10 protein-coding genes are annotated in these 13,091 nt (G+C 67.9%); 6 read left to right on the plus strand and 4 right to left on the minus strand.

The features are described from left to right. The first annotated feature begins 10 nt into the window (after positions 1-10). Positions 11-3,391, plus strand: a complete 3,381-nt coding sequence (locus tag QZ853_RS06520) for an SbcC/MukB-like Walker B domain-containing protein (RefSeq protein ID WP_295566365.1) — start codon at positions 11-13, stop codon at positions 3,389-3,391. Positions 3,392-3,523: 132 nt separating this feature from the next. Here QZ853_RS06520 and QZ853_RS06525 read toward each other — a convergent pair whose 3' ends face one another. Beyond that, positions 3,524-4,303 carry a TSUP family transporter gene (locus tag QZ853_RS06525; protein ID WP_295566363.1) on the minus strand — a complete coding sequence of 260 codons (780 nt, stop codon included), beginning with the start codon at positions 4,301-4,303 and terminating at the stop codon, positions 3,524-3,526. Between the two features lie 80 nt (positions 4,304-4,383). Here QZ853_RS06525 and QZ853_RS06530 point away from each other — a divergent pair, with 80 nt between their 5' ends. After that, the gene (locus tag QZ853_RS06530) at positions 4,384-4,776 is read left to right on the plus strand and encodes a YchJ family protein (protein WP_295566361.1); all 393 of its coding nucleotides are present in this window, start codon (positions 4,384-4,386) and stop codon (positions 4,774-4,776) included. Positions 4,777-4,779: 3 nt separating this feature from the next. On the opposite strand, the gene QZ853_RS06535 is transcribed toward QZ853_RS06530, so the two are convergent. Further along, positions 4,780-6,060 (minus strand): GGDEF domain-containing protein, encoded by a 1,281-nt coding sequence (locus QZ853_RS06535; RefSeq protein ID WP_295571465.1) that lies wholly within the window; start codon positions 6,058-6,060, stop codon positions 4,780-4,782. A gap of 143 nt (positions 6,061-6,203) precedes the next feature. On the opposite strand from QZ853_RS06535, the gene egtB reads away from it, so the two are divergent. The 4 genes from egtB to QZ853_RS06555 all read left to right on the plus strand — a co-directional run bounded on the left by egtB (position 6,204) and on the right by QZ853_RS06555 (position 11,498). Next, positions 6,204-7,475, plus strand: coding sequence for an ergothioneine biosynthesis protein EgtB (gene egtB / locus QZ853_RS06540; RefSeq protein WP_295566357.1), 1,272 nt, complete (start codon positions 6,204-6,206; stop codon positions 7,473-7,475). Continuing rightward, a complete protein-coding gene (gene egtD / locus QZ853_RS06545; protein WP_295566355.1) occupies positions 7,472-8,458 on the plus strand; it encodes an L-histidine N(alpha)-methyltransferase in 987 nt (328 codons plus the stop codon). Before egtB ends, egtD begins: the two co-directional genes overlap by 4 nt. A gap of 87 nt (positions 8,459-8,545) precedes the next feature. Next, positions 8,546-10,705 (plus strand): lytic murein transglycosylase, encoded by a 2,160-nt coding sequence (locus QZ853_RS06550; RefSeq protein WP_295571481.1) that lies wholly within the window; start codon positions 8,546-8,548, stop codon positions 10,703-10,705. Positions 10,706-10,736: 31 nt separating this feature from the next. Next, on the plus strand, positions 10,737-11,498 hold the full coding sequence (locus QZ853_RS06555; RefSeq protein WP_295571467.1) for a GYF domain-containing protein: 762 nt from the start codon (positions 10,737-10,739) through the stop codon (positions 11,496-11,498). On the opposite strand, the gene QZ853_RS06560 is transcribed toward QZ853_RS06555, so the two are convergent. Both QZ853_RS06560 and QZ853_RS06565 read right to left on the minus strand, forming a co-directional pair. Then, positions 11,492-12,682 (minus strand): benzoate/H(+) symporter BenE family transporter, encoded by a 1,191-nt coding sequence (locus tag QZ853_RS06560; RefSeq protein WP_295571468.1) that lies wholly within the window; start codon positions 12,680-12,682, stop codon positions 11,492-11,494. The genes QZ853_RS06555 and QZ853_RS06560 overlap by 7 nt on opposite strands. Before the next feature lie 163 nt (positions 12,683-12,845). Beyond that, a partial coding sequence (locus tag QZ853_RS06565) for a hypothetical protein (protein ID WP_295571470.1) occupies positions 12,846-13,091 on the minus strand: 246 nt, incomplete at its 5' end.

Below are 13,091 nucleotides of genomic sequence, written 5' to 3' on the forward strand. Positions count from 1 at the left end.
CGACCATCGCATGGCTATCTCCAAGCACACTCCCGCCCTGTTCAACGAAGGCCTGCCGGACCCGCGTCTGCAGCAGTTCCGCATGCGTCGCCTGCAGGTGCACAACTGGGGCACCTTCAATGGCCTGACCGAAGTGCCGATCGCCGAGCGCGGCTTCCTGTTCGTCGGCCGTTCCGGCTCGGGCAAGTCGACCCTGCTCGATGCCATGTCCGCGCTGCTGACGCCGCCGGCCATCGTCGACTTCAACGCCGCCGCGCGCGAAGCCGAGCGCAGTGGCCGCGACCGCAACCTGGTGTCCTACGTGCGTGGCGCGTGGGCCGACCAGCAGGACAGTGGCACCGGTGAAATCGCCACCCAGTACCTGCGCAAGGGCGCGACCTGGACCGCACTGGTGCTGGAATACCGCGCCGGCGATGGCCGTGTGGTCAGCCTGGTGCGCCTGCTGTGGATCTCCGGCAATGGCACCTCCGCTGGCGATGTGCGCAAGCACTACATGATCGCCGAGCGTCCGTTCGACATCGCCAAGGACCTCGGCGGTTTCGACCTCGACCTGCGCAAGCTCAAGCAGAAGCTGTCCGACCTGCACCACTTCGACACCTTCTCCGGTTACGCCGAGCGTTTCCGCGATCTGCTCGGCATCGACAACGAGATGGCGCTGCGCCTGCTGCACAAGACGCAGTCGGCGAAAAACCTGGGCGACCTCAATGTCTTCCTGCGCGACTTCATGCTCGACACGCCGAAGACCTTCGATGCCGCCGAGCGACTGGTCAGCGACTTTGCCGAGCTCGATGGCGCGCACCAGGCGGTGGTCACCGCGCGCCGCCAGGTGGAGACCCTGCTGCCGGCACGCGCCTACTACAACGACCTGAAGGAAATGCATCGCCAGCGGGGCGACGACGAAGCGCTGAAGCTCGGCGTCGACAGCTTCCGCGAAAGCCGCCGGCAGGCGCTGATCGAAGCACGCCTGCGCGAGATGGATGTGCGTGACCGTGGCCTGCTGGGCGAGGAAGCCCAGCGCCGTGCTGCACTCGACAACCATACCGAGCGCCTGGCCGAGCTGGAACTGCAGCGCCGCCAGCAGGGCGGTGAGCGCATCGAGGAACTGGAACGCGAGCAGGGCCGTGCCGAAGCCGAGCGCGACCGCCGCCAGGCCAAGCGCGAGCAGGCACGCCAGGCCGCGCAGCAGCTGCAGGCGGAACTGCCGGACGACGCCCACGGCTTCGCCGAGCTGGTCGAGCGTGCGCAGAACGAGCTGCAGGACCGCCAGCGTGCCTCTTCGGCGCTGGACGACGCGATCAGCGATCGCCTGGGTGGCAAGCGCGATGACGAGCGCCGCTTCGGTGAAGTCCGTGCGGAACTTGAAGCGATGCAGCGCACGCCGTCCAACATCCCGGCGCCGATGCAGAAGCTGCGCGCGCGCTTGGCCGAGGAAACCGGTATCGCCGAGGCAGCGCTGCCGTTCGTCGGCGAGCTGATCCAGGTCCGCTCGGAAGAGCAGGGCTGGCAGGGTGCCATCGAGCGCGTGCTGGGTGGCTTCGCGCTGTCGCTGCTGGTCGATGACAAGCATTACAACGACGTGGCCGAGTGGGTGAACCGTACCCATCTGGGCATGCGCTTCACCTATTACCGTGTGCGCCGCAACGACGATGCGTTCGCCCGCGAGCCGTCGGCGAAGTCGCTGCTGCACAAGCTGGAACTGCGCGAGCATGTGTTCGAAAGCTGGCTGCGCCGCGAACTCGGCAAGCGCTTCGACTACGAATGCGTCGATGCCAAGCAGCTGCGCAACGTCGACCGCGGTATCACCCGCGAAGGCCAGGTCAAGCATCCGGGCGACCGTTTCGAGAAGGACGACCGCAGCGCTGTTGGCGACCGCCGTCGCTGGATCCTCGGCTTCAACAACCACGACAAGGTGGGCGCATTCGAGCGTGAAGCACAGGAACTGGCCAAGCGCATCGCCGGCTGCGAGACCGATATCGCGCGCCTGCGTGGCCAGCGCGACCGCGACAACGAACGCCGCTTGGCGTGCCACGAGCTGGTCAGCATCAGCTGGAACGAGATCGACATCGCCGCCCCGCAGCAGCGCCTGAGCGACATCGAGGCCACACTGCGCGACCTGCGCGAAGGCAACGCCGACCTGGCCAAGCTGGCCACGCAGATTGATGCCGTACGTGCTGACATCGAACAGTCGCGCCGCACCTATGAAGACGTCCGCGTCGAGCGTGGCCAGCTGGTCAAGGAACGTGATCGCCTCGACCGCGCACGCCAGCAGAGCCGTGCGCTGGTGCTGCCCAGCCTGGCCCAGGAGCAGGAAGCCGGCTTGGCCGAGCGCCTGCAGGAGCAGGGCCCGCTCAGCCTGGAAACGCTGGAAGCGCACATGCGCCAGGTCAGCAACGCGCTGAACGAGCAGCTGTCCTCCTCGCAGCAGGACCTCAACCGGATCGAGAACCAGTTGATCGGTTGCTTCCGCCGCTTCATCCAGCAGTGGCCGGAGGAATCGGGTGACTTCACCGTGTCTGTGGCGTCGGCCGAGGACTTCCTTGCCCGCCTCGAACGCCTGGAGCGCGATGGCCTGCCGCAGCACGAAGAGCGCTTCTTCGATCTTCTGCAGAACCAGAGCAAGAACAACCTGCTGGCCCTGCAGCGCCACAGCGCCGAGGCCCGCAAGTCGATCGGCCAGCGCCTGGACGAAGTGAACGCCAGCCTGGAACAGGTGCCTTTCAACCGTGGCACGTTGCTGACCATCGAACTGAGCGACCGCCGTCTGCCGGAGGTGGGCGAGTTCCACCTGCAGCTGCGCGAGGTGTTGTCGCAACAGCAGACCGAACAGCGCGAGCTGGCCGAGTCGCAGTTCACCGTGCTGCGCCAGCTGGTCAACCGCCTCGGCTCGCAGGAAGGCGAAGACAAGCGCTGGCGCGAGCTGGTGCTGGACGTGCGCATGCACGTGGAGTTCATCGGCGTCGAGCTGGATGCCGAAACACGCCAGCAGGTCGAGATCTACCGCAGCGGCGCCGGCAAGTCCGGTGGCCAGCGGCAGAAGCTGGCCACCACCTGCCTGGCCGCCGCGCTGCGCTACCAGTTGGGCGGTGCAGACAGCCAGCTGCCCAGCTATGCCGCGGTCGTGCTCGACGAAGCCTTCGACAAGGCCGACAACGAGTTCACCGCGCTGGCGATGAACATCTTCGACAACTTCGGCTTCCAGATGGTGGTCGCCACGCCGCTGAAGTCGGTGATGACGCTGGAACCGTTCATCGGCGGCGCCTGCTTCGTCGAGATCAGCGGCCGCCACGACTCCGGCGTGCTGCTGATCGAGTACGACGAAGAAGGCAAGCGTCTGAAGCTGCCGGAGCGCAGCCGCCAGCAGGCCAACGAACCGGAAGAAGCCGAGGCCTGAGCGCCTCGGTCTGTGATAGCGCCGGGCCATGCCCGGCGGAGTTCCCTGTAGAGCCGAGCCATGCTCGGCTGCTCTTGGCGACTGGAACCCACGTGCCAACCAAGGTTGGCACCTACCGCCTTATAGCGCGGCTCACGAACCGCGGAACGTATCCCACGCCATCCGCGCGATCAGCACCACGACCAGGCCCACGAACAGCTTGCGGATGAACGGCGTGCCACCCTTCAGCGCCAACCGCGTGCCCGCCACCGAGCCGATGATGTTGGCCGCTGCCATCGGCAGCGCGAACAGCCACAGGATGTTGCCTGTCGGCACGAAGAACGAGATCGCCGCCACGTTGGTGGCCAGGTTCACCACCTTCGATGCCGCCGACGCGCGCAGGAAATCCAGGCCGAAGAAGCGAACGAACAGGAAGATCAGGAAGCTGCCGGTGCCCGGCCCGAAGAAGCCATCGTAGAAGCCGATCGCCGCACCGATCGCCAGCGCAATCACCAGCTCGCGGCGGCCGATTTCCTGCGGCCGGTGCAGCGCGCCGAAATCCTTCTTCCACAACGTGTAGGCCAGCATCGCGATCAGCAGCACCAGCACCAGCGGACGCACCGCGTCCTTGGGCAGCAGGCTCACCGCTGTGGCACCGGCGAAAGAGAACACGAAGGCGGTGCCCGCAGCGAACAGCACCGGCTTCCACGGGAAGCGCACATTGCGCGCGTAACGCCAGGCGGCTGCGCCGGTGCCGAACATCGAACTGAACTTGTTGGTGCCAAACAGCATCGCCGGGGTGTGCTGCGGCAGCACCGTGAACAGGCCGGGCAGCTGCACCAGCCCACCGCCACCGACGGCGGCATCGACCAGGCCGGCGATGAACGCGATCACCACCAGCCACCACAACTCAGGGGGAACCAGTTCCAGCACGGCGATCAATCAAGGTGGGGGCGCGACAGCATACGCCTTCGCCGATGGATGCTGTCGGCGTCCCGCGCGACAATGGATGCATGAGCCGAAAACCCGCCGATCCCTGCCCCTGTGGACTGCCTGCCGACTACGCCGCCTGCTGTGGTCGCTTCCATGCCGGCCAGGCCGCGCCCGATGCCGAGCACCTGATGCGTTCGCGCTACAGTGCCTACGTACGGGGGCTGGCCGACTACCTGCGCCAGACCTGGCACCCGGACACGCGCCCGGCCGAACTGTCGCTCGACGATGCACCTGGCCAGCGCACGCAGTGGCTGGGCCTGACCGTGCACGAGCAGACGATCACCGGCACCGACAGTGCCGAGGTGCGTTTCACCGCTCGCTACCGGGTGGGCGGCGGCAGTGCGGTGAAGATGACCGAGCACAGCCGCTTCCTGCGCATCGACGGCCGTTGGTACTACCTCGACGCGGTCTGAGCCTCAACCGCCGCGCACCGCCAGCACGCGCTGGCCGCCGTGCGCGCGGACCTGGTTGCGGCCCTCGTCCTTGGCCACGTACAGCGCCTGGTCGGCGGCCTTGATCACCGCCACCGGGCGTGGGTCCACGCGGCTGTCGGCCAGCCCGATGCTGACCGTCACCTGCACTACCTGGCCGCTGCCGCCACGCCCGCGCTGCTGGCGGCCGGTCTCGTCGTCGCGGCTGCGCGTACCTCGGTCGCGCAACTGCATGCGGGTGTCCTCGATGCTCTGGCGCAGTGCTTCCACCGCGTCCACGCAGGCCGCCGCCGGCCGGTCGAGGAACACCACCGCGAACTCCTCGCCGCCGTAGCGGAACGCGCGGCCTCCGTCGCCAACCCGGGCGAGGCGCGAGGCCACCAGCCGCAGTACATCGTCGCCGGTATCGTGGCCGTGGGTGTCGTTGAAGGATTTGAAGTGGTCCACATCCACCATCGCGATGCTGTAGGTGCCCCGCGCCCGCTGCAGGGTCTCGTTGAACGCGCGCCGCCCCGGCAGGCCGGTCAGTTCATCGCGGAACGCCATGTGGAACGACTCCTGCAGCATCGCGCCCAGCATCAGCAGCAGCGCGGCACTGCTCAGCGCCGGCAGCAGCACCGGCTGCAGGAACACCCGCGGCAGCATCCACCACAGGCACAGCAGCGCCAACAGCATCGCCGTGTGCAGCGGGCGAGGGCGCCGCCAGGCCAGCCCGCCCAAGGCCGCGGTGGCGGCCAGGAACAGCAGGGCTGGCAGCTGTGCCAGCGCATTCCAGTCGCTCGGGATCCAGGCGAAGTGCCGGTTCGACAGCAGGTCATTCATGCCCTGCGGCTGCTGCGCCGCCAGCAGGACGAAGATCGCCAGCAGGGTGCCGCTGCCGATCCCGCGCAGCAGCAGGTCCTGGCGGCGCCGGCCACGCTCGGACCACAGCGCATGCACGGCAAACAGCAGCGGCAGCCAGGTGGATACCGCATGGAAGCGCAGCGGCGTCAGCGGGCTGATGTAGCCCAGCCGCAGGTAGTGGGCGAGGTCCGGGTGCAGCACCGTGAACACGGCCGCCACCAGCAACAGCATGCACAACGTACGCACTTGGTTGTACATCAGCGCCAACCCCGCGCCCAAGCAGGCCAGCAACCAAGGCAGCACGCGCTGGCCGGCGCGGCCGACATCCTCGTCGCCCAGGGTGGCCCACAGCACCAGTGCGACCAGCAGGGCGGGCAGCACGAACAGGTAATGCGCAGGCTGGCGGAGCGGATGATCGGACAAGCGGTAATTCCAGCGCGGTCACTATACGGTCGCAGCACTGCCGTTAGCGGCGTTGGCGCAGGGTTCTTGAATGGGCGCGATGTGAATGCGCTGCCGCCATGCGATGACATCGCGCTCACCCGCAGCAGCCGAAGCTGTCGCCCATGGACAGCGCAACCCTCGCCGTCGCTGCCCCGCAGCGTGAACTCGCCAGCCACTTCGCCCATGTGCGTGGACGCAGCCAGCAACTGGCCGCACCGCTCAGCGCCGAAGACGCGATGCTGCAGAGCATGGACGATGCCAGCCCGGCCAAATGGCACCTGGCTCACACTACCTGGTTCTTCGAGCGCTTCGTGCTGGCCAGCGTACGTGGCCACCAGCCGTGGGAACCGGCCTGGGATTTCCTGTTCAACAGTTACTACAAGAGCCTCGGCCCGGCCCATGCCCGACCACGCCGTGGCCTGTTGTCGCGGCCCTCGCTGCAGCAGGTGCGCGACTATCGCGGGCACGTCGATGAGCAGGTGCTGGCGCGCTTGGCCGATGGCGATCTGGATGAAGAGGCGCTGCAGCACCTGCAGCTGGGCCTGCAGCACGAACAGCAGCACCAGGAGCTGCTGCTGACCGACATCAAGCACGCTCTGTGGTGCAACCCGCTGCAGCCACCCTATCGCGAAGACCTTGCGGTGGTCGCCAGCGTGCCCAGCGCACAGGGCTGGATCGCGCGGGAAGAAAGCATCGTCAGCGTCGGCGCAGCGCGCTGGCCGCAGCACGGGCCCTTCGCCTACGACAACGAGTCGCCGCCGCACCGCGTGCTGCTGCCCGCACACGCCATTGCCGAGCGACCGCTCAGCAACGGCGAGTACCGAGCCTTCGTCGATGCCGGCGGCTATCGCGATCCGCGCTGGTGGCTCAGCGAGGGCTGGGCCCTGTGCGAGGCCGAAGGCTGGCAGCACCCGCTGTACTGGCACGACGACCTGCAGCGCGAGTACACCCTCGGCGGCTGGCGCGCGATCGATCCACATGCACCGGTCTGCCACCTCAGCTATTACGAAGCCGATGCCTGCGCGCGTTGGCATGAGGCACGGCTGCCGACCGAATTCGAATGGGAAGCGGCCGCCGCCACGCAGCCGCTTGATGGACACTTCGCCGATGATGACCGACTGCATCCGCACGCGGAGCAGGGCAGTGGCCTGCGGCAGCTGTTCGGCGATGTCTGGGAATGGACCTCCAGCGCCTATGGCGCCTACCCCGGCTTCCAGCCTTTCGGCGGCAACCTGGGCGAGTACAACGGCAAATTCATGTGTGGCCAGTGGGTGTTGCGCGGCGGCAGCTGCGCCACCCCGCGTGGCCACGTACGCAGCAGCTACCGCAACTTCTTCAATCCACCGGCGCGCTGGCAGTTTTCCGGCGCTCGCCTGGCGAGGGATCTTCCATGAGTACCGTGCAGGACGCGCTGCAGGCGCTGACCGACCTCACCCCTGGCCGCCAGCAGATCATGGCCGACGCCGTGGCCGGCCTCTCGTGCCCCGCACGCCAGCTGCCGTCCAAGTACTTTTACGATGCGCGTGGCTCGCGTCTGTTTGAGCAGATCACCCACACGCCCGAGTACTACCCCACGCGCACCGAATTGGCCCTGCTTGATCGGGTGCTGCCGGAGATCGCCAGCGCCGTCGGCGCGCATGCGCACGTGGTCGAACTGGGCAGTGGCAGCGGCCGCAAGACTGCGCTGCTGCTGGCCGCCCTCCACGATCCGGTGGCCTATACCCCCATCGAAATCTCGCGCGCCGCGCTGTTGTCCAGCATCGACCACCTGGCCCCGGCCCTGCCGCAGGTGGAGATGCTGCCGGTCTGCGCCGACTTCACCCGCCCGGTGCAGGTACCTGAACCGGAGCGCGCGGCGGCGCGGCGCCTGCTGTTCTTCCCCGGCTCCACCCTGGGCAACTTCGCCGGCGAAGAAGCCATCGCCCTGCTGCGCGCGATGCGACAGACCATGGGCGATGACGGCCTGGCGCTGGTCGGCATCGACCTGCACAAGGACCCGGCGCTGATCGAGGCCGCCTACAACGATGCCGACGGCATCACCGCAGCGTTCACCCTCAATCTGCTGGCCCGCCTCAACCGCGAGATCGGCAGTGATTTCGACCTCGATGGCTTCCGCCACCAGGCCCGCTACAGCACCGCGCGCCTGCGCATCGAAACCGACCTGGTCAGCCAGCGCGAGCAGGAGGTGCACCTGGACGGTCACACCTTCCACTTCCAGGCCGGCGAACCGATCCGGGTCGAGTACAGCCACAAGTACACCGATGCCAGCTTCAACCACCTGTTGCAGCAGGCCGGGCTGGAAACCATCGCCCACTGGGATGCATCCGATCCTGCGTACGGCCTGCGCCTGCTGCGCGCCTCGGCTCCGCATCGGTAGCGCCGGGCCGTGGCTGGCCGATGCCAGGCCGTCTGCCCGCGCTAACATGGCCCCAGCACCGGCAACACGGAGGACGCGATGCCCTTGATGACCACGCTCGGCCTGGCCGCCGCGCTGGCCGCGCCGTTGACCGCGCAACCGCCCCCCGCTGCTGATCCGGCCTTCGTCCGCTGCATGACGCAGCTGCAGGCCCTGGCCGCCAGGCAGGGCATTGCCGCGGATCGCTTCGCTGCCATCACCGCCGGCCTGCAGCCCGACCCCAGCGTGCTGCCGCTGCTGGATGCGCAGCCGGAATTCACCACACCGATCTGGGACTACCTGGCCGCCCTGGTCGATCGCCAGCGGGTGGACGATGGCCTTGCCAGGCTGCAGCAGCATCGCGATCTATTGCAACGGGTATCGGCGCAGTACGGCGTTGATCCGGCAACGATCGTCGCCGTATGGGGCGTGGAAAGCGATTATGGCCGCGTGTTCGGCAAGCGTCCGCTGCTGCAGTCGCTGGCCACGCTGTCTTGTGCCGGCCGTCGCCAGCCCTTCTTCCGCGGCGAACTGCTGGCGCTCATCAAGCTGATCGAGCAGGGCGACCTGCAGTCGCAGGGACTCACCGGTTCCTGGGCCGGCGCCTTCGGCCACACCCAGTTCATGCCCAGCACCTATGCGCGCATCGCCGTCGACGGTGATGGCGATGGCCGCCGCGATCTGGTCGGCAGCATTCCTGATGCACTGGCCTCTACTGCCAACTATCTCAAGCGCGCCGGTTGGCGCAGCGGCGAGCCGTGGGGCATGGAGGTACGTATTCCCGAGGGTTTCAAGACGGCGCAGGCCGGGCGCACCCAGCGTCGCGCGCTGGCCGAGTGGCGCGCGCTGGGCATCACCGGCCTGGATGGCAGCGCCCTCGCGCCGCAGGGACTGCCGGCCGATGCCCGCGCAGCCCTGCTGCTGCCGGCCGGCAGTAAGGGCCCGGCACTGCTGGTCTTCCGCAACTACGATGCGATCTACAGCTACAACGCTGCCGAAAGCTATGCGCTGGCCATCGCCACCCTGGCTGACCGCCTGCGCGGCGGCAATGGCCTGGCGACTGCCTGGCCCACCGATGATCCCGGCCTCGGCCGCGACGAGCGCCGCCAGCTGCAGACCCTGCTGCTGGCCCGTGGCCACGATATTGGCAGCGCTGATGGCATGATCGGCAACGCCAGCCGGCGCGCGATCCAGGTCGAGCAGCGCCGCCTGGGCTGGGCCGACGCCGATGGCCGGCCCGGCCAGCGCATCCTGCGCGCGCTGCAGGCCGAACCGCGCACGTCGCCCACGCCCACCCGTTTCAGTCTTCCCGCCAACTACAGCGCCGCGCAGTCGCCGGCCTTACGGAGTCGATCCACCGTGCAACAGATCCAGGGTGTCAGCAGCGGCCAGTTCCAGGGACTTGATGCCTGGCTGGTGGAAACCCCCGAAGCCACCGCCGCCATCAGCGTGTTCGGCGGCCAGCTGCTGTCCTTCGTACCCAAGGGCCAGCCCGACGTGATGTGGCTTTCGCCCAAGCGTGCTGAGCTGCCAACCCCCATCCGTGGCGGCAGCCCGGTGTGCTGGCCGTACTTCGGCCGCCAGGGCCAGGGCAATGACGTGCCGGCGCACGGCTTCGTCCGCACCCTGCCGTGGGAGCTGCAGCAGGCGCGCCGCCTCGACGACGGCAGCATCGAGCTGACCCTGGCGCCGCCTGCGCTGCAGGATCTCGGCCTGCGCCTGACCATGACCATGCGCGTGGGCCGCGAGCTGCGCCAGCAGCTGGTCACCGAAAACACCGGCAGCGCACCGGCCACCTTCACCCAGGCCCTGCACAACTACTTCCGCGTGGGTGACGCCACCCGTGTGGAAGTGGACGGCGTGGATGGGGTGACCTACCAGGACAAGTACGAGAACTACGCCCAGACCCGCCGCCAGCAGGGGCCGTGGTCGTTGCGCGACCCACGCGACCCGGGCCGCAGCGACCGCATCTACAGCCCGGCCGGCGGCCGCTACGTGCTGCGCGACCCGGTGCTCAAGCGCCGCATCGAACTGCGTACCGAAGGCAGCCGCGCGCTGGTGGCCTGGAACCCCGGCGCGGAAGCGGCAGCGAAGATGGCCGACGTCGGCGACGGCTGGCGTGACTACGTCTGCCTGGAGGCCGCCAACGCCGGTCCGGATGTCGTGACCGTGGCCCCGGGCGGCCGCCACGTCCTGGTGCAGGTGCTGTCCAGCCAACCCCAGCCCTGAGCGGGGTCCCGTTACAGACAAGGAGCGATGCATGCAGGAAGCACAGTGGTTCTACGCCAACAGCAGCCAGCGCGAGGGGCCGGTCGACCTGGCCGGCCTCCGGCAGCTGCAGGCCGAGGGCAGGGTGGGGGCCGCCACCCTGCTCTGGTGCGAGGGCATGCCGACCTGGCGCCCGCTGGCCGAACTCGACGCGCCGCCCCAGACGGTCAACGTCGCCGCCCCTGCGGTTGTCGTCGACCGTGGGATCGATGACCCCTACCGCGCGCCCGCCACGGCGCCGGGGATGCTGGCGGGCGCCACGCAGGACAGCCAACCGCTGGAAGGCGAGATGGCGCTGTATGCCGCCGTGGTCGGCCGCAACTTCGCTCTGTACCGGCGGCGCTGGCGGCTGGACCAGGGCGTGCCACACGCGTCCGGCACTTGGCACTGGCCCGCGTTCCTGTTCGGCCTGCCGTGGATGATGTACCGGCGCATGTACCGGGTGGCGATGCTTTGGATCGCTGTGCTGGTGGTCAGCAGCGTTGCCGAAGCTCTGCTCGACGTGCCGGAGGCCTTCTCGTCCATCTCAAGCCTGGCGCTCGGCGTCACCGCCGGCGTGTTCGCCAACCACTGGTACCTGCGGCACTGCCAGCGCCAGATTGCCCAGGCCCGCGCGCTGAAGGGCAGCGACCCGGTCGCGCTCCAACAGGAACTGGCCCGGCGCGGCGACGTCAGCTGGCTGGGCCTGGTGATCAGCCTTGCTGCGGTGCTGGCATTGTTGGTGGGCCTGGCGTTCCTGCCGACGTCCTATTGAGCCTGCAGCCGTGGGCGCAGCACCAGCAGGCACAGCGAGCCAGCCACCAGGCCCCAGAAGGCCGAACCGATGCCGGCCAGTGACACGCCGGAGGCGGTGACCAGGAAGGTGACCAGTGCGGCTTCGCGGTCGCGTTCCACGGCCAGTGCGCTGGCCAGGCTGTTGCCAATGGTGCCGAACAGGGCGATGCCTGCCACACAGGCGACCAGTTCCTTTGGGAAGGCGGCGAACAGCGCCGCCACCGTCGCCCCGAACAGGCCGATCAGAATATAGAAGGCACCGGCGGCCATGGCTGCGGTGTAGCGGCGCGCAGGATCCTCATGGGCATCGCGGCCCATGCAGATCGCTGCGGTGATCGCCGCCAGGTTCAGTGCATAGGCGCCGAAGGGGGCCAGCAGCGTATTGACCACGCCGATCCAGCCGATCACCGGCGAGATGGGCGCGCTGTAACCAGAGGCGCGCATCACCGCCACCCCGGGGATGTTCTGCGAGGCCATGGTGACCACGAACAGGGGCAGGGCGATGCCGGCCACCGCCTGCCACGACAGCGAGGGCGTGACCCAATGCGGGGTGGCCAGCTGCAGGTGCAGGTCCTGCGCATGCAGCAGACCACGGCTGGTGGCGATGATGATGCCGACCAACAGGGTGGCGATCACCGCATAGCGCGGGAACAGGCGTCGCCCGGCCAGCCAGGTGGCGAACATCGCCAGGGCGAGCACGACCTGGGTATTCATTGCCACGAACACATCCAGGCCGAAGCGCAGCAGCACGCCGGCCAGCATGCCCGCCGCCAGCGCCATCGGCACCCGCTGCATCAGCCGGGCGAAGATGCCCGAGAAGCCGGCAATCATGCCCAGCACCGCGGCGAGCAGGAACGCACCCGTGGCCTCGGACAGCGAGGCACCACCGGCACCCACCACCAGCATTGCCGCACCCGGGGTCGACCAGGCGGTGACCACGGGCACCCGGTAGCGCAGTGAGAGACCAATACAGGTGACGCCCATGCCCAGGCCCAGCGCCCACATCCACGAAGCAATCTGCGCCTGGTCAGCACCCACGGCTTGTGCGGCCTGGAACACGATCACCGCCGAACTGGCGAAGCCCACCAGCACGGTGATGAAGCCGGCCACGATTGCCGGCATCGAAAGATCGCGCCACCACACCTGTCTTGCCTGCGTGCCCATCGTTGTCTCATCCATATGCATCCATGCATACATAGCGCTTGCGGCGTTGACCGCGCAACGCGCGGGCAACGCCGCAGTGAACTTCGAGCGTACGTCATGCGTGATGTTGCGGTGCTTCTGTCATCAGCATGCAAAAAATCGCTTGACGAAACCTGCAGGATCTCTAGAATTCGCTCCCTTGCTGCAGCGCATCGCTTCTTCGGAAACGGCACGCCAACAGCAACGCCACTACCGACGAACGAGATGATCGAACGAAGGTGTTGACGGACTCGAAAAGTCCGGCATAATAGGCGGCTCGCAACGACGAAGGCCCTCGGGTCCAACGACGGAGCAGCATCGGCAACAACGTCCACTCCGGTGAGACGGCCTTGAAAAAAGGTGTTGACGAAGCGGAAAAGCCGGCTATAAT

It is taken from the genome of uncultured Stenotrophomonas sp. (genome assembly GCF_913778665.1).
Taxonomy (GTDB): domain Bacteria; phylum Pseudomonadota; class Gammaproteobacteria; order Xanthomonadales; family Xanthomonadaceae; genus Stenotrophomonas.